We start from the raw sequence: 21727 nt of genomic DNA, 5'->3' as shown, positions 1-21727 counted from the left end.
TTGCTAAATTGATTTCAAGTTTTACCGCGGTGCGGCCTTCAGCAAGCCAGCAAAAGCATTTCACCCACGAACAACCACTTGCCAGCTAAAGCTTTATAACTGCAGCGCTATAACCACAGCCTTATTAACCGCCGTTTTTACTGCAGCTTTATATATTGTCACTTAAGGAAATTTTGCCATGAGCATGAACTGTAAATCCCTGTTGAGCGCCGCCATTGGCCTCGCGTCATTGTCCACGGCTACCACAGCCCTGTCAGAAGAGACGTATAAGCTGGAAGAAGTGGTGGTGATGGCGCAAAAACGCAGCGAGAGCCTGCAGGGGGTCTCCCAGGCCGTCACCGCCCTGACCGGAGACAGCCTCGACACCAAGAACATCAACTCCTTTGTCGACCTGAGCGGTCTGGCCCCCGGGGTGAACATCACCAAGAACGAAGGCTTTAAAACCGTCATCGCGATTCGCGGCCTCGGCAACGAAGCCAACCAGAACGCGGTCGCCAACCCCTCCGTGTCTTACCACATGGACGGCATTTATGTGGCTTCGCCGTTTGCCATTCAGGCCGACTTCATTGATGTGGATCGCATCGAAGTGCTGCGCGGCCCCCAGGGCACCCTGTTCGGCCAGAACTCTACCGGCGGCGCAATTAATGTGATCAGCAAACAGCCCGACTTTGACGGCATCAGCGGCAAGACCGACCTCACTGTGGGTAATTACGACCTCACCAAGCTACGCGGTTCCATCAACGTACCGCTGAGCGACAATGTGGCCATGCGCACTTCGGTCTCCCAGTACCGTCACAGCGGCTTTTCCGAAAACAAACTGACCGGCCAGGAGCTGGATCAGGCCGACAACCTCAGCGCGCGCACCGACTGGCTGTTTAACCTGGGCGAAAGCACCAGCTTGCGCCTGTTCGGCCAGTACTTTAAAGAAGATTCCAATGGCGCGGCGATCAAGGGCATCTATGACCCCGCCAGCGACCCGCGGGAACTCTACCAGGACACAACCGCCAAGTATGAACTGGAGTCTCAGGTCTATGGGGCTATTTTCGAATGGGACACCGGCCTGGCCACCGTCAAGGCGCTGGGCAGCTGGCAGAAAGACGACATTCTGGTGGTGCGCGATAACGACCGTCACTCCTACGCCAAGAATCCGGAAATCACCATCAGCGAGTTCAACCCCGAGATCAATGTTCAGGAAACCCAAACCTACGAAATCAATGTAATTTCCAATGAACCCCTGTTTGGCAGCGTCGACTGGATTGTCGGTGCCTTCTATCTGGATACGGACATCGACATCACCATTCGCGAGGAACTGGATGTGAACGGCAACGGGGTGCTGGACGGCTACCCCACCACCTTCCCGGAGGTCTACAGCGGCGATGTGGGCTTTGTCTCCGATGCACACCCCAGCCGGGAGTCGCTGTCACTCTACGGTCAAACCACCTTTCACCTCACCGAAACTCTGCGTCTGGTGACGGGGCTGCGCTACACCGAAGACGACGTGGTAAGTGAAGTCTCCAATTTCTTTATTCCCACACCGGACCTGATCCAGACGGAAACCGACGCGGTCACCGGTCGGCTGGCGCTGGAGTACGATGTCAATGAAGACAGCATGGTCTACGCCTCCTATACCCGCGGCTTTAAACCCGGCGGCAGTAACCTCACCTACGGTAATAGCAGCGATGGCTCGCCGGCGCTGGTGGATGAAATCTACGCCGACGAAAGCATCGATGCCTACGAAATGGGCCTGAAAACGGAAATGTTTGACGGTCGTATGCGCGCCAACCTCGCCGCCTTTTTCTACGAGTACAGCGACATGCAGTTCCAGGGCACCGACCCCGATGTCTTCCAGGGTGGGGTTGCCAACATTCCCGACGCTGAAATCACCGGCGTGGAACTGGAATTACTCGCCCTGTTGGGTGAAGCGTGGACACTGGATGTAAAACTGTCCGCCATGGACACCGAGATCACCTCGTCCTATGAGGCTTTGGACAACGTCAAGGCACAGCCTTATTTCTTTGGCGACGAGCTGATTCGCTATGACTTGCGCGAAGATGTGGTGGGTAACGAACTGGCCAAGGCCCCCAACCTGACCGCCGATGTCACCCTCAGCTATGAAACCCTGCTGGGTGACAACATGCTGTTTAACAGCAGCCTGCAATACACCTACCGCGGCGGCTTCAGTCAGCGCATTTTCAACAACGCCGAGGTTGATCGCGTGGGCTCGTATGACGTGGTCAATCTGGTGGCCTCGCTCGATTTGACCAGCAGCGGCTGGGGCTTTGATCTGATGGCCATGAACCTGTTCGACGAGGAAGGGGTCAACTCAAGCATGACCGATGTGTTCGGTGTGGCGGCGACCGGTGTTGAATTGATTGCGCCCCGCCAGCTGATGGCCAAAGTGCGTTACGAGTTCTAAAACGCTTGCTGGTACTGTCCCGAACCTGTCAGACCGGTGAGGCATTCACCGTCCCTGGCAGGTTTTTTATTGCCCGGTGATGACCCCTTTCACACCTGTGCTGCCGCGCGACACAGCCCACGCGTTTCCCGCCTTTCGGGACCGGGCCTGACGGCAGAAATCAACACGCGGATTGGCGCCGGCGAATTGGCTTTGGCTTTGGCTTTGGCTTTGGCAACGACAACGACATCGAAAGCCTCGAAGAATTCAGTCACAACCGAACAGAAGAGAAGAGAAGAGAAGAGAAGAGAAGAGTTTGACGGACCGGGGATCGAACCACCCGGCCCATCCGGCAAGCCCCCGCTGAGTGGAACTTGCCGCCAAGGCCGAAGAGGGAGCCCCAATGCGACCGATCACCGACCTTAAAAACACAACGTCAGGATGGGTAAAATGAAGCGACGGAAAACCTCAAGTCACTCCTCGCTCAAGTCATTCCTCGTAAGGCAGACGATGCTGGTAGTCGGACCAGTTGTTGACCAATTCATCGACCACCTTACCACCAACCCGATAAGCACTCTCCAAAGCCAACGCCAGACCGGCATAGCTCTCCCCTTCATGCAACAAACTCTCTGCTGCACTCAAGCCGGGCGCCGGCACGGTAAAATTACTCGCGGTGCGCAGCACCATCAAGCGCTGGTAATCGGCCTTGCCGGCGCGATCAAGATAAAACAAAGACTGGGCGGTACCGGTGTCTTCCATCGCCGAGGAGACAAACTGGCCCTGCCCCTCGGTCCAGTACTCCACCCACTGATTCGCCCAGCGATTCAGGTGCTGGCCGTGCCAGAACGTCATCCCTGCCAAATTGTCCCCTTTCAGTATTTGCGGTGGCAATTGCGCCTTGGGGTATTGCGTAAAGAGCGCGCGACTTTCGGCAATGGCAGGATCGTCGGGTAACTCGGTGTCTTTGGTGAACTCGTAAGCCCAGTCGGTCAGCTTGCCATTGAGGTGGAATACTTCACCCTGGTTGGGCGGCCTTTTTTCCGGGTAGGGCCCTTGACTGAACAGCGGGAAGATACCGGTGGTCCAGTCTTGCGGCAGCTCGCGCGCATCGATTTCATGCCCAAGGTCACCATCGACGACCCATTCCGCCCAAGCCGCCGAGCCGATAGAGGCGTCTTCCGGGTCAAAACCGGCAATGCCCACCACCAGCCAATAGGCTTTGCTCAGATCAAATCGGGGGTCCAACCCCAGCGCCATGATGGCCGAAGACGAGCGGTTGGTGCCCATGCCCGTCACCATGCCCAACACACCGGTATCCGGATTCAAAAACAGGTCATGATGCGACTGCGGAAAGGCAAAGCGCTGGCTCAGCTGCTGACGCTCTTTCCACAACTGAAACTCACCCGCCGCATCCCCCTCATCTTCACCCAACTCAAACATATTGACGACCACCACCTTCACCGCAATGGGCGCCGCTGTCGTCAGCAGCTCTTCCTGGCCTGCCACGTGTGGCGCACTGGATTCGCGGCAAGCAGCCAGGAAAACGATCAAAGACACAATAAAAAGACGGTTCATTTTGTTTTACTCTTGATTAATTCTTAACGAACTTTTTAACTCACTTTGCAATCACTCTGGCTTAATACCTGAAAGACTCATACCGCAAAGGGGATGTGCTTCCTCAGGGTTGCAGACAGACGCTGTAATACCGGCAGGAAAAGCCGTAACTGACCGGAGTGGTCCCCTGCAGTGCTGGCAACCCCTTGCGTTGAAACGCCTTGCTGAACTTCCCTACCCGCTGCTCATACTCATCCAGCAAGTCGGCTTTGGACGCGTCATCCAGAAAACTGAAACGCAGGGAATTTCGTCCCAGGGAAACCAACTCTCGCCAGGACAGATTAAACTCTTTGACCGCGACAAAATATTCATCCGTCAGGTTCGAATCCCACATGCCCCGGTCATCGGTACTCAGTGCCACTGGAATGCCCAGTCGTAAATATTCCGGAAACGGATGTTCACTGAAGTCATTGACGTATTGCAGCAGCAAGTTACTGATCAGATTAATCTCTACCAGATACTCACTGTTGCGCATCATCAACAGGGTATCCGGGTCCGAAATCAAGTTGACGCCATGACCGATTCGCGAGGCGCCCAACAACAGCGTATCGCGCACATGGTGATTGGGCTCGTCCACCTCACCGGCATGGATGGCCAGGGGGATGGTCGGTATTTTCTGCCTTAAGCTGCGCAACACCGGCAAAAATCGCAACGGGTAGCCTTTATCGTTGTCTTCCCGACCCACCATATTAATGCCAACGAACAAATCCCGATGGCGATCGACGAAATGGTAAATCCATGCCAGATCCTCTTCCGCATTGGGAATAAACCGCAGCAGGTAATATTGCAATCGCACCGTGACACCGGTTTGCCGGGCGTCGGCCTGATTTAGCCGGTCACGAAAAATATCCGCCACCGTATCCGGATCATATTCACTGCCATCGGGCTTTTTAAAACCGCGCATACCCTGAATAGATTCGAGGTAGGTCACACCCTCGCGGGCGAAGGCCTGCATATTCAGGTACAGCGTTTGCGCCACCAAATGCGGGTTGGCCGTGAGGTCATTCAAGCGCTGCCAGTGGGTCTGGAAAAACTCGTCCCGGCTCTCATGGGATTTGTCCAGCCGCAGACTGTTCAGCCAGCCGTCTTTCTCTTGCTCGGTGAGGTCTTCAAGGCGCTTGTATTCTGACTTCTCACAGTCACTGAGTTGATTAAAACCGCTCTCCTGAATATTTCGAAAGTACATTAAGTAAGGAGAAAAGCCGAACATGTCTGAGCCGTACTGGGCACAGTTCTCGATCGTCACCCGGGTGTAATAACGATAGCCACCGTTTTGCTCTGGATGCGTGGCTAACTCATACCACCACTCGCTAAAGTTGGAACCGGTCAGATGATTGTGCAGGTCACCGCCTTTGGGCAGCGCGTACAAAAACGAGTACAACTCTTCATCGGTTGCACTGCGCTTAAAATCTTCAAACCAGTCATCCACCGTTAGGGCGTTGACCGACAGCGGCAACACCAGTAATACTGATGCGACCGCCCGGTAAATAATTGTCAACATAGTCCGTTTAAAAACGCTTGCTGAGCTCAACACCGACAAAGCGCGGTTCATTGGTAAACGCCGTCAGGTTGAGAAAGTCGAGAGCACCATCAGCCACGATTTCGTCGGTAATGTTGCGGCCCACCAGTGCAACGTCAAGAGTTCCATCAGCCGAGGTGTAACCCACCTTGGCACCGCCAATCCAGCGCTCTTCGGCCACAAATTCCACCGATTCATAGAGAAAAATACTGGACTCACTGCGATAATTCCAATCGGTCTGAAGGTAGATCTCACCGGATTGCAGTGGAATGGTGTAATCCAAAATAATGTTATACATCCACTCCGGTGCCCGCGGTAATGCATTGCCATCCACAGACACCAGGTTTACCGGGCCATAAAATCCGGCAAACGTGTCAACTATGGGATCCAGAGAGGTACACAGTGGCGTGGCAGAACACAACTCGACGTTAAGATTGGAGTCTTCAATTTCGGTTTTATTGTAACTGAGGTTGAACGACAATTTGAAATTGTCCGTCACATAGGCTTCCAGATCCGTCTCGAATCCTGAGCCCGTGGTTTTGTCGGCATTGAGTAATTCGTTGGTATTACCGACACCCCCAGTGGCGGTCAGCTGCTGATCTTTCACCTCGAAGGTATAAACCGTGGCGTTCCAGCGCGCACGACCATCAAACAAATCCATTTTGGTTCCGATTTCAAACGAGGTGTTTTCTTCTGTATCCGCCTGACTGGTAAAACCAAAACGCCCCAGAGTTACCGGCCCACGTGATGCGGTCGCGAGGCGACTGTACACGGTGAAATCCTCCGTCACATCGTAATTGGCAGCCAGCTCCCAGCTGACATATTCATCACTGGCGTCGATGGTATCCGCCGGCGCCGTTGAGCCTGGACCGGGGATCACTTCCAACTCTTTATCATCCTCGGTGTAACGCAGACCTGCGGTGACCGCCAGCTGCGAGGTCACGAAATATTCGATCTGCCCAAAGATGGCCGCCGACGTGGTCTGTTGCTCTTGTTGCGTTAAATCCAGAAGCGTTCCGGCGTTATCGTAGTTGATGCTGTCGACGGTTATTTCTTCATCCATATAGTAGAGACCGGCCATATAGAAGAACTTATCCGTCTCCCCGGACAATCGAAATTCCTGGGTAAACTGGTAGTGATCCGACAAACCATCTCCCGAGGAGGAACTGAAAAACGCCTGTGCATTCAGTACCCCAATGGCCTCGGGACCACCCTGTATGCCACCATCCACATCCGCCAGGGAGAAGCTTTCCACCGTATCATAGGAGGTAATGGAGGTAAGCATCACGTCATTGAACTGGTACTCGATCTTGGCACTGCTGCCAAACTGATCCATCTCGTACCCACCCTGGGCATCGTGCCCCGCACGCTCCACATCAAAGCCCGACCTCAGGCCCTCCACACCCGGTGTAAACGCATTGGCATAAAACACTTGGGGTTGGTCACCGTCCTGATTAAAACCGTGAACTTTCACCAGCGCCGTCAAATCATCACTGGGCTTGTACAAGAACTGCAGCCGGTATGCCAACTCGTCGAATCCACCAAAATCATCTCCCGAACCATTGGCGGTATTGTCGATCCAGGCATCGCGCTCCTGATACTTAATCGATAATCGAGCGGCGAGCGTATCCGTCAGGCCTCCGGATATGGCCGTCTCGGTACTGATGGTGTCGCGGCTGCCATAGCTCAACTTGGCATAACCTTCCAACTCATCACTGGGCTTGACCGAATCAATTTTAATCGCCCCTGCGGTGGTACTGCGGCCGAACAAGGTTCCTTGAGGACCTTTAAGCACCTCAACTTGCGCGACATCGAAGAGGGGAATACTTTTCAGAACCGAATTTTCCAGCGCCACATCATCATAAATCATGGAAACCGGTTGGGTCGCGTTGACATCAAAATCGTAATTGCCCAAGCCGCGAACATAAAACCGCGGAGACTGGCGTCCATTGGAGGACTCAATTTGCAGACTGGGTACACGCCCGGCCAGCGCGCGAATATTTTCACCTGCGTCGAGAAAGTCTTCCACGTTTTCTGCGGTGATGGCCGATACCGCTGCGGGCACGTCGCGCAAGCTCTGCTCTCGTTTCTGCGCCGTCACAATAATTTCTTCGAGCAGAACGGTTTCGGCCTGTATCCCCGGGGCGACCGCAGCCGCAAGCGACAGCAAGGCTGGTTGAAAATATTTCTGTTTCATTCGAGTGACTCCAGTAAGGAAAAATGGGCTTTGCGGCTGAACGTCTCATGGGCCGGATTGCAGCTGCTAGCGACGAAGCAAGCGCCATGCCATTTGTTAACTACTTAGTCAGGTTTTCTCGTAACCTTATGCTTTTAAATACTTTTTTCAAAACCCTCAAATCTATATTGCCGGCCTAAATCCACCGTACACCCGTTTTCGCCCCCTCTCAGGGCATAAAGTCTCTCAGGGTAAACCCGCGCACCAATATACAGCCCCTGCGAAGCCAAATTGGCTGACGCACGGAACCGTGTTGAACTGTCGAGCTGCTTTATTGGCTCGACTGGGGCCTCTCCAGAAACACAGCCAGGGCACGTCATTACCCGACCCTCAATCCCCCTCGCGGCGGCCACCCCCCGCTGTCAATTATTCAACCAACTGGACAGCTTTTAAGTGCCCCCCACTCTAATGGGGCTTTCCCACTGCTCGGTCACTGCGTCAATACACCATGCACACGCCCAGAAATTGGTTCGAAAATTGCACCATTTGGTCAGGTTTTCAGAAGGCACTATGATAGTCATGCAAAAACCGGGACTGTTTAGCCCCGTTCTGGACCCAGACCTCAAATAAACTTCCGCTCCGATCATGCCCCTGAATGAGACAATCCATGCTAGATCAACTGTTCAAACTGAAAGCCCACGGTACGACCATCCGCACCGAAGTGATTGCCGGCCTCACCACGTTCGCCGCCATGTCCTACGTGCTGGTCGTGAACCCCAGTATTCTCGGCGCCAGTGGCATGCCCATCGAAGGGCTGATAACGGTCACCGCCCTGGCGGCTTTTTTTGGCACCCTGATGATGGCGCTCCTCACCAATTACCCCATTGCTCTCGCGCCAGGTATGGGGCTGAACGCGTTCTTTGCGTTCACCATCTGCATTACCCGGGAAATTCCCTGGGACGCGGCCCTCGGATTGGTTTTCTGGAACGGTCTTATCTTTCTTTTGCTCTCCGTCACCGGAGTACGTACCAAAATTGCGAACGCCATTCCGCCGGCGCTCAAAATTGGTGTGCAATGTGGCATTGGCTTGTTCATTGCTTTTTTAGGGCTGAAGAATGCCGGACTGGTGGTCGATCACCCGGCCACCTTCGTCACCATTGGTGATTTTTCACAGCCACCGGTCTTGCTCGCACTGGTGGGTGTCGTACTGACCATGGTGCTGGTGATTCGCCAGGTTACCGGTGCGATCTTGCTGTCGGTCATCATCATTTCACTGATTGGGCTGATCATACCGACAGCAAACGGTTACCTCACCCAGCACCCCGATTCTCTGATCGGCATGCCGGCAGGCATTGGCGACACCTTCCTGGCCATGGACTTGATGTACCCCATCGTCAATCTGAAAGACACTTGGGATATTGTCTTCGCTATGATCTTTGTCAACATGTTCGACACCATTGGTACGCTGATCGGGGTCTCCCGCCGCGCCAACTTACTCGATCGTGATGGCAAGCTTCCCAAAATGGGCCCGGCCCTGACGGCCGACGCCGGTGCCAGTGTGGTTGGCGCAATGCTCGGGACATCGCCGGTGACCTCCTACGTAGAATCCGCCGCTGGGGCTTCAGCGGGGGGCAAAACCGGTTTAACCGCGATCGTCGTCGGCATCTGTTTTTTGCTGGCGTTGTTCCTGACGCCGATCATGAAAGTCATCCCGCTCATGGCCACCACACCCGCCCTGATTATGGTGGGCATCTTAATGATGGATTCGATCCGTCACATCAACTTCGATGACCTTGCCGATTTTTCCACGGCCGTGGTCGCGCTGCTGGCCATGCCACTAACCTTCAGTATCAGCGAAGGTATTGCACTGGGTTTTATTACCTATGTCGGCATCAAGCTGGGCACGGGCCAATACAGACAGGTGACACCCTTCACGTATTTTCTTGCAGGGGTTTTCGTCATTCGCTATGCCTTTAACCTTAAGTAATATTCAGCCTGATTAGATTTCAAGATAGAGGTTTAATAACCTGGTTTCGCAGCAACGCGTTACATCCACAGTTTCTGCGAAGTTTCCTCTTGGGTTTACACCATTCTGATAGGGCCACATAAACCCTGCTACTCGTTGTGGCAGAAATCATAAAACGCAATTAACCCAAAAAAGATGCTATGACTCGGGGAAAGAAGTACCAGCCAGGAAAAATCCGGGAGCGCAATATTGAGCAGATCCTTAACGCTGCTGAACAGGAATTTGTGCTGCACGGCTTTAAGGGTGCCAGCACCCAGGCAATTGCCGAACGCGCAGGCCTGCCAAAAGCCAACCTGCACTATTACTTTAAAAACAAACTGACACTATACAACGCGGTACTGGAAAACATCATCGACCTGTGGAATTCAGGCCTTCAGGATATAACCGCCGCAGACGATCCAGCGGAGGTTATTGAAAAATTTATTCGCTTTAAAGCTCGACTGTCTTTCACTCACCCCAGGGCATCCAAAATATTTGCCACAGAAATCATCCAGGGGGCACCGCAGCTCAAGGAACATCTTCGCACCGACCAGCGGGAATGGGTCAAAACCCGAACCCAGGTCATTCACACCTGGATCGAAGCCGGAAAAATGCGCCCCATTGATCCAGCCAACCTGATATTCCTGATCTGGGGCGCGACACAACATTACGCCGATTTCGACTGCCAGGTACTGACCGTCATCAACAAGGCCGAGTACGACGAAGAGTATATCGAGCACGTCAGTCAGCAGTTGTGTGAAATCATCATGCTCGGCTGTGGGCTAACGCCGTCGCATTTGAAATAGACAGAGCTTGCCTACACCATCTGTTAATATGTCGGTCACAGCCACACGCCCGGTCAGCCCCGACCGATTGGGCGGCCCATTTGAGCAAACGTTTAAGGATACGACATCATGCCGTCAGACCACCCCACCCAGACTACTCCCCTGCGCGTCGGGCTGATCGGTTTCGGACTGGCAGGTTCGGTTTTTCACGCGCCCTTGATAGCCGCTGCCAGCGGCTTGCAGCTGACGGCCATCGTCACCGCCAACCCCGAAAGAGCGGCACTGGCACAGGCCACCTACCCACAAGCGACGGTGTACGCTCAGGCACAAGACCTGTGGCAGAACCGTGACGAGCTGGATCTGGTGGTGATTGCGTCCCCCAATCGCACTCACAAACCCTTGGCGCTGGAGGCGCTGAATGCCAGACTGGCGGTTGTGGTGGATAAACCGCTGGCCGTGTCTGCCGCGGATGCCACAGAGCTTGCGGAGCTCGCCGAGCAGAACGGGCTGTTGCTGAGCGCCTATCAGAACCGCCGCTGGGACGGCGATTTTCTGACCTTGCAGCGATTGCTTGCAGAGGGAACGCTGGGACAGGTACGCCGCTATGAATCGCGCTTTGAACGCTGGCGGCCGGAACCCAAACCGGGCTGGCGCCAATCCGGGTCCGCGGATGATGCCGGCGGGGTGCTGTATGACCTCGGCAGCCACCTGATTGATCAGGCGCTGACGCTGTTTGGCCCGGTAACCACTGTCTACGCCGAACTCGATCAACACTACCCCAACGCTTGCGTCGATGACGATTCCTTCGTCGCTCTCACGCACCGCAACGGTGTGCGCAGTCACCTGTGGATGAGCAGTGTTGCCGCCCATGACAGTCACCGCTTGCGGGTGTTGGGCAGCCGCGCGGCCTATTGCAGCACGGGGCTGGACGGTCAGGAAGCGGGTTTAAAAGCCGGCATGAGACCCGATCAGCCCAGCTGGCACGACAATATCATCGGCACCCGTGGCAGCCTGATTATTGGTGATGACCGTACTGAGTTTGCCAACGATCCGGGCCATTACCTGGCCTATTATGAACAGGTCGCCCAGGCCCTGCGACAAGGCACCCGACCGCCGGTGGATCCCCGTGACTCTGCCAGCATGCTGGCGATTGTCGAGGCCGCGCAGCAATCTGCGGCAAGCGGACAGGTGGTTACGCTGGTCAAGACCTAGTGACGCAACAGCGACACCAACTGCCAACTTGAAGGCATACCCGATGGGTCAGCTCCCGAAGCAATGAATGCAGCAGCCACTTACGGCAGCGCTTTCAATTAGGCAATGATGGCGCCGCGGCTGTTTTGATCACTGCCCCCTGAAAAATTCATGGTCATAACAGGGACCAGCTCCGAAGACTGCAGCAATCATTAATCCAAGGCTTGCTCGGTCCAGATAAAACCCCGCTTCAGCAATGCCTCTCAATAGCGAAAAGTCTCCAGTGAACTGGTTTGGCGCTCATGAATTTCGTAGCGAGGGCAGGCATAGCTGTGCCGAGTTTTTAGCAGGCATAATCACAGCAGCTGCTCAAGAAAAACGCTGTCGAAAAATACAATTTTCTCAGGGCAACTTAGGCCGCCTCGCAACGCTTGACAGAAAATCATCCCGGCATAGAAGCTGAGATCATGCGCGGTGACTTAATCAAAAAATATTCATTTAACGCACAGTTCGAGAACGACTTTTCCATCCACCAGTGTTTCTGGCAAAGTGGCGACGCACTTTCATCGCCGACAAGAACTAATGAAAGCGACGACACTGCCAACGGCGATAAAAACGAAGAAACCAAAAACTATCTCTCAAATGCTGCCCGCGTTTTCAATCATGCCATTAACCATGGCGCCTCAATCCCAACCACTGGCCTTACATGCCAAGGCGCCCGATAAGGTCTACTCTTTTAGCAAGACGCTTCCCCACCGTTAACGACCATGTAAATGCCGCATAAAGGGTATTATTGACCTGACGCTTTAAATTGAAGGGATGTAGGCCATGCACTCTCAACAGGAATCCTTATTGACGGCCATGTGGAGAGCCACAGGTGTCACGGAACACTGGCTGGAAAAATTCGGCGGCTCAGTGGACCACGCCAGCATGGCCAACCATCTGCGAATCAGTCAAGGCAGCCTGACGAATAAAGTCCAGACTTACAAAGTTTTCAGGGTGAGTGATAGCACGGGATCCTCTTGGTATCCTTTGTGGCAGCTCGGTTACCATGCGGATCCGGTGGATGGATTGACCGAAGTGCTGGTGACTCTGCGCAGGTCGCCTTATATCCATAGCGATTGGACCAAGCTCAGATTCTTTGTGGAGACCAACCCCTATCTGAGGATGAGCCTCGGCCTGGAAGTCCCCATCACCCCCGTCGAGGCATTGCGATTTGGCTACATTAACGAGGTGGTCGATTCGGCCCAAACCTATCTGAGCCACGGTGCAACTTAATGCTTGAAATACCACCCGATGATCTGGATGCAGCTGAGCTGGACTTAGAGTTGCTGGGCCCCGGAACCGCACTGCACCGGATTCATCTACTGAAACATGACGCCATAGATTATGAGACCTCAGGGCTGAACCGTTTTGATTGCCCCAGACAACACTCAAGTCTGTTCACCTGGATCAAAACCATCACTCAAAGGCTGGCAGGGAATAAGCCTGAAAACGGTGTCTGTTATTTTTCCACTTCGGTTGAAGGCGCCGTGATCCAAACCCTCATTGATGGCCAACAGGAAGATCCGCTACCCAATCTGCCCGAGAACCTGGATTGCCGCTTCGCCATAGACCGGCTCGAACTCACCACACGATCCTGCGCCGAAGTCACCGTTTCATCCCCGTTGAAGCTGGTCAAGCTCCATGCCGATGGACTGCAGAAGAACGGAATAGACGACTCCATTTACCGCTGCAAACACTCCGTTTCCCAGGCCTGGAGCAAGGTGTTTATGGACCACCCGGCCATGCCAGATGGCATTATTTATAAAATCAAAACCACTGAGCAGTTAATGGGTGTGGCGTTATTTGAACGCGCAAGGCATAAAGTCTCGGAGCCGACCTATCGAGACTCCCCACACGCCGAGCCGTTGTTTGCGAGCGATGAAATCTGGGAGGTGCTGGATTATCACAAGGTGGGGGTTGTGGATTGGTAGATACGGCATCAGGCGCACCGTCATTCACAGAGGTACAGGCAGAAATCGCAGACAATAAAAAAGGCCGATTTCCGTTGAAGGAATATCGGCCTTTTCAATCAGCAACTGTTATTGAAACAGTCACTTGAAATTGGTGCCCAGGAGAGGACTTGAACCTCCACGCCCTTGCGAGCACTAGCACCTGAAGCTAGCGTGTCTACCAATTTCACCACCTGGGCTCTTAACAGGCATCGCCTGTTGAGGACGCGCATATTAGTGATCGGAGGCCGGCTTGTCAATCGTTTACCCGCACTTTTTTGGCTTTTTTATCACTCTCTTAACGGAAGCCAGCGAACGGCCTCATGCCCCCTCAAGATCCCCCTGCAAAGCGGCAATTACAAACCGTATTCCTCGTACAGCTCCAGCACCTCCGGCTTGTTCTTGATAATCTCGTCGCGGCTCAAGCCGTCCAGCTCGTGAGGAAACACCAGCCACTGGTCCGAGACGTGCAGATAATAATCAGGGGTGATGTCGGTCTGGTTATTTTCCGGCTTGAACCAGGGCGTGGCAATGCGGATGTCTTCCGGGGTGTTGCGGCGCGATTTTTCCCGCAACCGGTCCAGCACGGCCTTGATGCTGAGCCCACTGTCGAAGACGTCATCGACAATCAACAAGGAGTCTTCCGCATTAATGTTGTGGATGATGTAATCCAGACCGTGTACTCGTACGTCTTTTCCCCGGGAAGCAATGCCACTGTAGGACGAGGTTCGGATGGAAATGTGGTCAGTGTGGACGCCACAGACGTGCAGCATTTCCTGCACCGCGATGCCCACCGGGGTGCCCCCACGCCAAACACCGACAATAAAATCTGGCTGAAATCCACTTTTATGGATTTCCAGCGCTAAACGAAAAGAGTCCTTTAACAACTCATTGGCACTGATGTAATACTTCTCGGACATATTAAGGACCCTCTGCCGGCGAAGAAAAAGCGCGCATTATAACCGCACCGCTGAAAATATATACACCCGAATGCACTTTACTCGCATCTCAGCCCGGGGCGCCCCATAACGTCATTAGGAGCAGCGCCCGTCTGTAAAAGGACACGCTGCGCCCCCGCTAACTTTAGCCCCCGGCATCGGTCTGGCCGCGGCTTGACCTTCACAGCATTGACCCGGCTGGGACCCGCTGATACTTTGGCGGAAGGTGAAAGCATAGACTTCTCCCCCCGCCTGGCGCTAGAATACCGAACTATTGTTCAACTTTAACATTCACACCGCCAACGTTCAGGTGCCCCATGACATCACAGCGCTGCAATTCTTACTACACCGCCAGTATCAACAACGAAACCGATTACCCCGAATTAGAGGGGGAACTGCGCGTCGATGTCGCGATTATTGGTGGCGGTTTTACCGGGGTCGCGACTGCGGTGGAACTGGCCGAAAAAGGCCTCAAGGTCGCCATTATCGAGGCCAATAAAATTGGCTGGGGCGCCACCGGCCGCAACGGCGGCCAGGTCACCGGCAGCCTTTCCGGCGACCAGGCGATGACCAAACAACTGCGCAAAACCTACCATGGCGACGCCGAAGAGTTCGTCTGGAACATGCGCTGGCGCGGGCACGACATCATTCAAAAACGGGTGGCAAAGTACGGCATCGACTGTGACCTGAAGCACGGCCACCTGCAAGCCGCCTACAAGCCCTCGCACATGACAGAACTGGAGGCGATGCACGAGGAAGCCTGCCGTCGCGGCATGGGTGACTCAGTCAGCCTGCTGACCAAGGCCGACATCCCGGAGTATCTCGAGAGCCCCATTTACCATGGCGGCCTGCTGAACATGCGCAACATGCACCTGCATTCGCTCAACCTGTGCATTGGTGAGGCCCGGGCGGCTGAATCCCTGGGAGCGGTGATCTTTGAAAATTCACCGGTGGAGGACATCATTCACGGCGACACCCCGGCAGTGGTCACCGCCAAGGGTCGGGTCACCGCCAATTCAGTCTTGCTGGCCGGCAATGCCTACCACAAGCTGGCCCGCCAACAACTGATGGGCACGATCTTCCCGGCATCCTTGGGCAACCTGGTCACCAAGCCCCTGGGAGACGAGGTGGCCAACGCCATCAACCCGAAAGATCTGGCCGTGTACGACTGCCGCTTTGTGCTCGACTATTATCGCCTCACCGCAGACAAGCGCTTGATGTTTGGCGGTGGCACCAACTATTCCGGCCGCGACTCCAAAAGTGTCGCCAATGAGCTGCGCCCCGCCATCGAAAAGACCTTTCCGCGGCTGAAAGGCGTCGAGATTGAATACGAGTGGACTGGCATGGCGGGCATAGTCATTAACCGGATCCCGCAGCTGGGCAAGATTTCCGATCACGTCTTTTACTGCCAGGGGTATTCCGGTCACGGTGTCGCCACCACCCACATCATGGGTGAGATCATGGCCAACGCCATCACCGGCTCCCTGACCGAGTTTGACGCCTTTGCCAACATGAACCATATCCGCATCCCGCTGAATGAATGGTTTGGCAATCAGGCCCTGGCGGCCGGCATGTGGTACTACAAAATGCTGGAAAAACTGCGTTAAACCCTAACGCTCCAATTTCTGCAGCCAGTAATACGGTCAAAAAAAAGCCAGCGGGTTCAGCGCTGGCTTTTTTCATTCAGGTGCAGAACTCAGGCGATTTTAAACCCCCATCACCTTCAGCAGCTCGTCCCGCTTGGCTTCCATCAACGCAAAATCACCGCGGGTTTCGACGTTCAAGCGCACCACCGGCTCGGTGTTGGACATGCGCAGGTTAAAGCGCCAGTCGCCAAAGCTCATGCTCAAGCCATCGGTGTAATCCACCTCCGATGCGCTGCTTTGGTAGTGGGCTTCCACCGCCGCCAGGGCCGCTTTCGGATCGTCAATCTTGTTGTTGATTTCACCGCTGCACGGGAACTGCCCAATACACTCATCCACCAGCTCCGCCAGGCTCTTGCCGGTGCGGCTCATCAATTCGGTCACCAGTAACCAGGGAATCATGCCGCTGTCACAATACGCAAAATCCCGGAAATAATGGTGCGCACTCATTTCGCCGCCATAAATGGCGTCTTCAGAGCGCATACGCTCTTTAATGAAGGCGTGTCCGGTTTTGCTCTGGATCGCCACGCCACCCATTTTTTCGCAAATCGCCTCGGTGTTCCAGGTTAAGCGCGGGTCGTGAACGATCTTGGAGCCCGGGCTCTTGAGCAAGAAGGTCTCGGCCAGCAAACCGACCAGGTAATAACCCTCGATAAAGCGTCCGGTGGAATCAAAGAAGAAACAGCGGTCAAAATCCCCGTCCCAGGCAATGCCCAAATCGGCGCCGTGTGCTTTGATCGCCGCTTCCGTCGGCGGACGATTTTCTTCCAGCAGCGGGTTGGGCACCCCGTGCGGGAAGTTGCCATCCGGCTCATGGTGTACCTTGATAAATTCAAACGGCAGGAAGGGTTCAATGGCATCGATCACCATGCCGGCGCCACCGTTGCCGGCGTTCACCACCACTTTCAGCGGTTTCAGCTCAGCGCGCTCCACATAGCCCAGCAGGTGCTCAATGTACGGCGCCCGATTGTCCAGATGCTCCAGAGTCCCACGCTCGCCCACCGGGCCAAAGTCATTGGCTTCAGCCATGGCCTTGATGTCGTTCAGGCCGGTGTCACCACTGATCGGGCGGGACCCCTCCTTAACCAGCTTCATGCCGTTGTAATCTTTCGGGTTGTGACTGGCGGTCACACAGATGCCGCCGTCCACGCCCAAATGAAAGGTCGCAAAATAAATCTCTTCGGTGCCACACTGACCGATGTGGATCACATTGACGCCAGCGTCCATCAGTCCTCTGGCCAGCGCATCGGTGAGCTCGGCACTGGACAGACGAATGTCATGCCCCACCACCACCTTGTTAGGCTTCAGAAACTCGGCGTAGGCGCGGCCGACCCGATAGGCCACATCTTCATTCAGCTCGTCCGGCAAACGGCCGCGAATGTCATAAGCCTTAAAACACGTTAATTCCGTCATACGTTACCTTCTTTACGCCTTGTAAATATTTTCATACACGTGGTTTGTGGCTTCCACAAAACCTTCCACACTGCCACAATCGAAACGGCGGCCCTTGAACTTGTACGCCAGTACGCAACCGTTTTTGGCTTGTGTCAGCAGAGCATCGGTGATTTGCACTTCGCCATTTTTACCCGGCGGGGTCTCCTCAATGATGTCAAAGATGTCCGGCGTGAGAATATAGCGGCCAATGATGGCCAGGTTACTGGGGGCGTCTTCCAGGGCCGGTTTTTCCACCATGCCGGTGACCTGAAACAAACCGTCTTTGATTTGCTCACCTTCAATAACACCAAACTTGTGAATCATCTCGTCGGGCACTTCCTGAATGGCGACGATGCTGCAGCGGAACTGCTTAAACAATTTCACCATCTGCGCCATGACGCCTTCGCCATCTTCTTCGGGCAGGCACAGGTCATCCGACAGCACCACGCCAAAAGGCTCGTCACCAATCAAACGCTTGCCGTTGAGGATCGCATCCCCCAGACCGCGCATTTCCACCTGGCGGGTAAAAGAGAAAGCCGCTTTATCCATCACCTCGCGAATGCTGGCCAGATACTCTTCCTTGTCACTGCCGGAAATCTGATGTTCCAGCTCGTAGTTCACATCAAAGTGATCCTCGATAGAGCGCTTACCCCGACCCGTGACCATTCCGATGTCGACCAACCCGGCCTCAATGGCTTCTTCAACCCCATATTGCACCAAAGGCTTGTTCACAATTGGCAGGATTTCTTTGGGCATGGATTTTGTGGCGGGAAGGAAGCGCGTGCCATAACCGGCAACGGGGAAGAGACATTTTTTGATCATATAACCATTTCCTTGCTGTATTTTGGTGCACTCTAACATCATTGTAGAATGCCTTAAGGATACTACACTTAACCTGCAATTTGCCGGCCAATCGCAGAACGCCCCCCCTGGAGCAGTGATATTTTGCCCCTACTGCGGAGCTTGGCGATTATCAGGAAGCCGCGTGGCCGAAATACCAGCCTCCTGATGACCAATCAGTCTAGACATGCTACCAACAACCGGTAGAATGGGCTCCCTTTGTGGCTGCGTATTGGCGGCCACCTGACTTACGACTGTAGAGCCAAAAACCTTATGATGGATGTATCCAACAGAAAGAACGCTTATAACCGCGATGACCTGCTGGAATGTGGCCATGGCCGCATGTTCGGTGCAGGCAATGCCCAGCTGCCTATCCCCAACATGCTGATGCTTGATCGCATCACCAGCATCACCGTTGATGGCGGTGAATTTGGCAAAGGTGAAATCGTCGCCGAACTGGATATCAACCCGGACCTTTGGTTCTTTGAATGTCACTTTCCTGGCGACCCGGTCATGCCCGGTTGCCTCGGCCTGGATGCCATGTGGCAATTAGTTGGCTTCTTCCTTGCTTGGAAAGGTAATGAAGGCAAAGGCCGTGCACTGGGTTCCGGCGATGTGAAATTTACCGGGCAGGTGTTGCCAACGGCCAAAAAAGTGACCTACCGCATCACCCTGAAGCGCGTCATTGAGCGCAAACTGGTTATGGGCATCGCCGATGGCAGCGTCAGTGTGGACGGTCGGGAAATCTACACCGCCAAAGACCTGCGTGTCGGTTTGTTCCAGAGCACAGATAACTTTTAAGAGTTTTACCTGTCTAAACTCTACCGGCTCTGAGCCCCAAAAGTCTTAAATCAGAGAAGATGACACAGCATAGAGGAAGCTTATGAAACGCGTTGTGGTTACTGGCATGGGCATTGTTTCCTGCCTCGGTAACGATAAAAATACTGTCCTGGACGCCCTGAAAGAAGGGCGCTCCGGAATCTCATATCAACCCGAGTATCAGGAAATGGGATTCCGCAGCCTCGTTGCGGGCAGCATTGATATCGACCTGAAAGAGCTGATAGACCGTAAGACTCTTCGCTTCATGGGTGAAGCTGCCGCTTACGCCTATATCGCCATGGAGCAGGCCATTACCGACGCCGCTCTCAGCGAAGAGCAGGTGTCTAACGAGCGGGCGGGCATCATTATGGGCTCCGGCGGCGCATCCTCCAAAAACCTGGTGGAGTCTGCGGATATCCTGCGCGAAAAAGGCCTCAAACGAGTGGGCCCCTATCGCGTCACCCAAACCATGAGCAGCACCACCTCAGCGTGTCTGGCCACCCCGTTCAAAATCAAGGGTGTCAACTACACCATCTCCTCCGCCTGTGCCACCAGTGCCCACTGCATTGGTAACGCCATGGAGCTGATCCAGCTGGGCAAGCAAGACATCGTCTTTGCCGGTGGCGGCGAAGAGGAACACTGGACTCTGACCGCACTTTTTGACGCCATGGGTGCCCTGTCGACCAAGTACAACGACACCCCCGACAAAGCTTCCCGGGCCTATGACGCTGATCGCGACGGCTTTGTCATCGCCGGCGGCGGTGGCTGCCTGGTGATCGAAGAGCTGGAACACGCCAAAGCCCGTGGCGCCAAAATTTACGCCGAGCTGGTTGGCTATGGTGCCACCTCAGACGGTTACGATATGGTAGCCCCTTCCGGTGAAGGCGCCGCCCGCTGCATGCGCCAGGCCTTGCAGAATGTCGACGGCGAACTCGACTACATCAACGCTCACGGCACCAGTACTCCCGTGGGTGATTTGGCTGAACTCAAAGCCATCGCCGAAGTCTTTCCCGAACAAACGCCGCCCATCAGCTCAACCAAGTCGCTAACCGGCCACTCTCTGGGTGCCACGGGTGTCCAGGAAGCCATCTACAGCCTGCTGATGATGGAAAACGATTTCATCTGTGCCTCTGCCAACGTCGAAAACCTCGACGAAAAAGCGGCCAACATGAATATCGTCACCCAGCGTCAGGACGGGGTGCGCCTGAATCGCGTCATGTCGAACAGCTTCGGATTTGGCGGCACCAACGCCAGCCTGGTGTTCCAGCGCTACGAAGACTGATCATCGACGCACCTCGGTGACTACCGCTTCATAAAAACCCAACCTTGTGTTGGGTTTTTTATGCCCGGCTTTTCCCACTCAAGCTGCGATGCGCTCCATAAGCACTCTTTATCCCATAACAAGGTATGAAGTGAGGCGTAAAAACTGCAAATTCACTGCAATAGTGCACACCAAGGGTTGATTTGCCGCCGCGCCAGACCTAACCTGCAGACTTCGACAAGGATGCTCGAAACACAATCATCGACAAACACGGAGCGTTTACCGATGCCCTATTCTGCGCCTCAATCGCAACGGCCCATCAAGTCCGCTGCTCGCCCCTCGCTTTCCCCCGACGACCTCAAACGCCTGTGCCTGTATTCACCGGTTCGCAGTATCGATAACATTCTGCTGTCGCAAGAGATTCAGCAGGCCCTGAAACTGCCCTGCCAACTGGCCACACACCCCAGCACGCTGAGTCTGCGCGAACTGATGATTTTTGACTGCCATGAGATTTCGGCAGTGGATTTACAGCAGTGGCTAACCTACTTACACAACAAAAATGACCACCACGACTTTTTCTGCGCGCTGATTAATGTCGAGCGTGAATCCGCCCACGAGCAACTGATGGAATGGCCGCAAATCAAAGGCCTGTTTTACGCCCACGCCCTGAGGCCTCAATTGTTTGAGGGCCTAAGGGCCATTCGACAGCACGGTCTCTGGCTGCCGCGGCAGCTGTGTTACGACTTTCTGTCACGCCGCCGGAGAACCCCTACCCACTCCATGGTCATCAACCTGCCCGTCAAACTGACCCCTCGGGAAATGCACGTACTTGAGGGGATTTACGCCGGACAGAGCAACGCCACCATGGGGGACCGGCTCAATTTGAGCGAGCACACCATCAAAAGCCACCTCTACAATGCCTACAAAAAGATTGGCGTGAACTCCCGTCTGGAAGCCAGCAATTGGCTGAGGGATCACTACGGTTTACTGGATCAGTTGACGGTTGGCTGAGTGGCCACCGCAGGGTGCAGGCTATTCAGAGGCCACCCCAGGGTGCCTTCTCTGGCTGCGCAATTCACCTTGGGCGAGTGGCGAGTGGCGAGTGGCGAGTGG

Annotated in this window: 17 protein-coding genes and 1 tRNA gene; 11 read left to right on the top strand and 7 right to left on the bottom strand. The window is 54.5% G+C overall.

Features of this window, described 5'->3' with window-relative positions:
- The first annotated feature begins 178 nt into the window (after window positions 1–178).
- A complete protein-coding gene (locus G8770_RS11865) occupies window positions 179–2416 on the top strand; it encodes a TonB-dependent receptor (RefSeq protein WP_208022220.1) in 2238 nt (745 codons plus the stop codon).
- A 468-nt stretch (window positions 2417–2884) separates the two neighbouring features.
- Here G8770_RS11865 and G8770_RS11860 read toward each other — a convergent pair whose 3' ends face one another.
- The 3 genes from G8770_RS11860 to G8770_RS11850 form a co-directional block, all read right to left on the bottom strand.
- Window positions 2885–3970: a purine nucleoside permease gene (locus G8770_RS11860; protein WP_167186699.1), complete on the bottom strand. Its 1086-nt coding sequence runs from the start codon at window positions 3968–3970 to the stop codon at window positions 2885–2887.
- Between the two features lie 103 nt (window positions 3971–4073).
- Window positions 4074–5510 carry an adenosine deaminase family protein gene (locus tag G8770_RS11855; protein WP_167186696.1) on the bottom strand — a complete coding sequence of 479 codons (1437 nt, stop codon included), beginning with the start codon at window positions 5508–5510 and terminating at the stop codon, window positions 4074–4076.
- Window positions 5511–5517: 7 nt separating this feature from the next.
- Complete coding sequence (locus G8770_RS11850) at window positions 5518–7725, bottom strand: TonB-dependent receptor (protein WP_167186694.1); 2208 nt, start codon at window positions 7723–7725, stop codon at window positions 5518–5520.
- Window positions 7726–8371: 646 nt separating this feature from the next.
- On the opposite strand from G8770_RS11850, the gene G8770_RS11845 reads away from it, so the two are divergent.
- The 6 genes from G8770_RS11845 to G8770_RS11820 all read left to right on the top strand — a co-directional run bounded on the left by G8770_RS11845 (window position 8372) and on the right by G8770_RS11820 (window position 13661).
- The gene (locus G8770_RS11845; protein WP_279537151.1) at window positions 8372–9691 is read left to right on the top strand and encodes an NCS2 family permease; all 1320 of its coding nucleotides are present in this window, start codon (window positions 8372–8374) and stop codon (window positions 9689–9691) included.
- Window positions 9692–9870: 179 nt separating this feature from the next.
- Complete coding sequence (locus G8770_RS11840; protein WP_167186688.1) at window positions 9871–10515, top strand: TetR family transcriptional regulator C-terminal domain-containing protein; 645 nt, start codon at window positions 9871–9873, stop codon at window positions 10513–10515.
- Between the two features lie 108 nt (window positions 10516–10623).
- Window positions 10624–11706: a Gfo/Idh/MocA family oxidoreductase gene (locus tag G8770_RS11835; protein ID WP_167186686.1), complete on the top strand. Its 1083-nt coding sequence runs from the start codon at window positions 10624–10626 to the stop codon at window positions 11704–11706.
- A 410-nt stretch (window positions 11707–12116) separates the two neighbouring features.
- Window positions 12117–12410, top strand: coding sequence for a hypothetical protein (locus tag G8770_RS11830; protein ID WP_167186683.1), 294 nt, complete (start codon window positions 12117–12119; stop codon window positions 12408–12410).
- Window positions 12411–12513: 103 nt separating this feature from the next.
- A complete protein-coding gene (locus G8770_RS11825; protein ID WP_167186680.1) occupies window positions 12514–12963 on the top strand; it encodes a hypothetical protein in 450 nt (149 codons plus the stop codon).
- The gene (locus tag G8770_RS11820) at window positions 12963–13661 is read left to right on the top strand and encodes an RES domain-containing protein (RefSeq protein ID WP_167186678.1); all 699 of its coding nucleotides are present in this window, start codon (window positions 12963–12965) and stop codon (window positions 13659–13661) included. Before G8770_RS11825 ends, G8770_RS11820 begins: the two co-directional genes overlap by 1 nt.
- Before the next feature lie 131 nt (window positions 13662–13792).
- Here G8770_RS11820 and G8770_RS11815 read toward each other — a convergent pair.
- Together G8770_RS11815 and G8770_RS11810 are read right to left on the bottom strand one after the other, a co-directional pair.
- Window positions 13793–13879, bottom strand: a tRNA-Leu gene (locus G8770_RS11815).
- Between the two features lie 156 nt (window positions 13880–14035).
- Complete coding sequence (locus tag G8770_RS11810; protein ID WP_167186675.1) at window positions 14036–14599, bottom strand: phosphoribosyltransferase; 564 nt, start codon at window positions 14597–14599, stop codon at window positions 14036–14038.
- Between the two features lie 335 nt (window positions 14600–14934).
- Between G8770_RS11810 and G8770_RS11805 the strand changes: the two genes are divergently transcribed.
- Window positions 14935–16224: an NAD(P)/FAD-dependent oxidoreductase gene (locus tag G8770_RS11805; RefSeq protein WP_167186672.1), complete on the top strand. Its 1290-nt coding sequence runs from the start codon at window positions 14935–14937 to the stop codon at window positions 16222–16224.
- A gap of 99 nt (window positions 16225–16323) precedes the next feature.
- Here the strand turns inward: G8770_RS11805 and G8770_RS11800 are convergent, their stop codons facing one another.
- Complete coding sequence (locus tag G8770_RS11800; RefSeq protein ID WP_167186669.1) at window positions 16324–17673, bottom strand: phosphohexomutase domain-containing protein; 1350 nt, start codon at window positions 17671–17673, stop codon at window positions 16324–16326.
- A gap of 12 nt (window positions 17674–17685) precedes the next feature.
- Entirely contained in the window at window positions 17686–18516 is an 831-nt protein-coding gene (galU, locus tag G8770_RS11795; RefSeq protein ID WP_167186666.1) for a UTP--glucose-1-phosphate uridylyltransferase GalU, read from the bottom strand.
- Window positions 18517–18810: 294 nt separating this feature from the next.
- Between galU and fabA the strand changes: the two genes are divergently transcribed.
- The 3 genes from fabA (at window position 18811) to G8770_RS11780 (ending at window position 21625) form a co-directional block, all read left to right on the top strand.
- A complete protein-coding gene (gene fabA, locus G8770_RS11790; protein WP_167186988.1) occupies window positions 18811–19335 on the top strand; it encodes a 3-hydroxyacyl-[acyl-carrier-protein] dehydratase FabA in 525 nt (174 codons plus the stop codon).
- An 82-nt stretch (window positions 19336–19417) separates the two neighbouring features.
- Window positions 19418–20635: a beta-ketoacyl-ACP synthase I gene (gene fabB, locus G8770_RS11785; protein ID WP_167186663.1), complete on the top strand. Its 1218-nt coding sequence runs from the start codon at window positions 19418–19420 to the stop codon at window positions 20633–20635.
- Between the two features lie 264 nt (window positions 20636–20899).
- Entirely contained in the window at window positions 20900–21625 is a 726-nt protein-coding gene (locus G8770_RS11780) for a helix-turn-helix transcriptional regulator (RefSeq protein ID WP_167186661.1), read from the top strand.
- Window positions 21626–21727: the final 102 nt, after the last annotated feature.

Source organism: Pseudomaricurvus hydrocarbonicus (assembly GCF_011602365.1).
GTDB lineage: Bacteria > Pseudomonadota > Gammaproteobacteria > Pseudomonadales > Cellvibrionaceae > Pseudomaricurvus > Pseudomaricurvus hydrocarbonicus.
The sequence above is the reverse complement of the archived record's forward strand: the minus strand, read 5'-3'. Positions and strand labels throughout refer to the sequence as shown.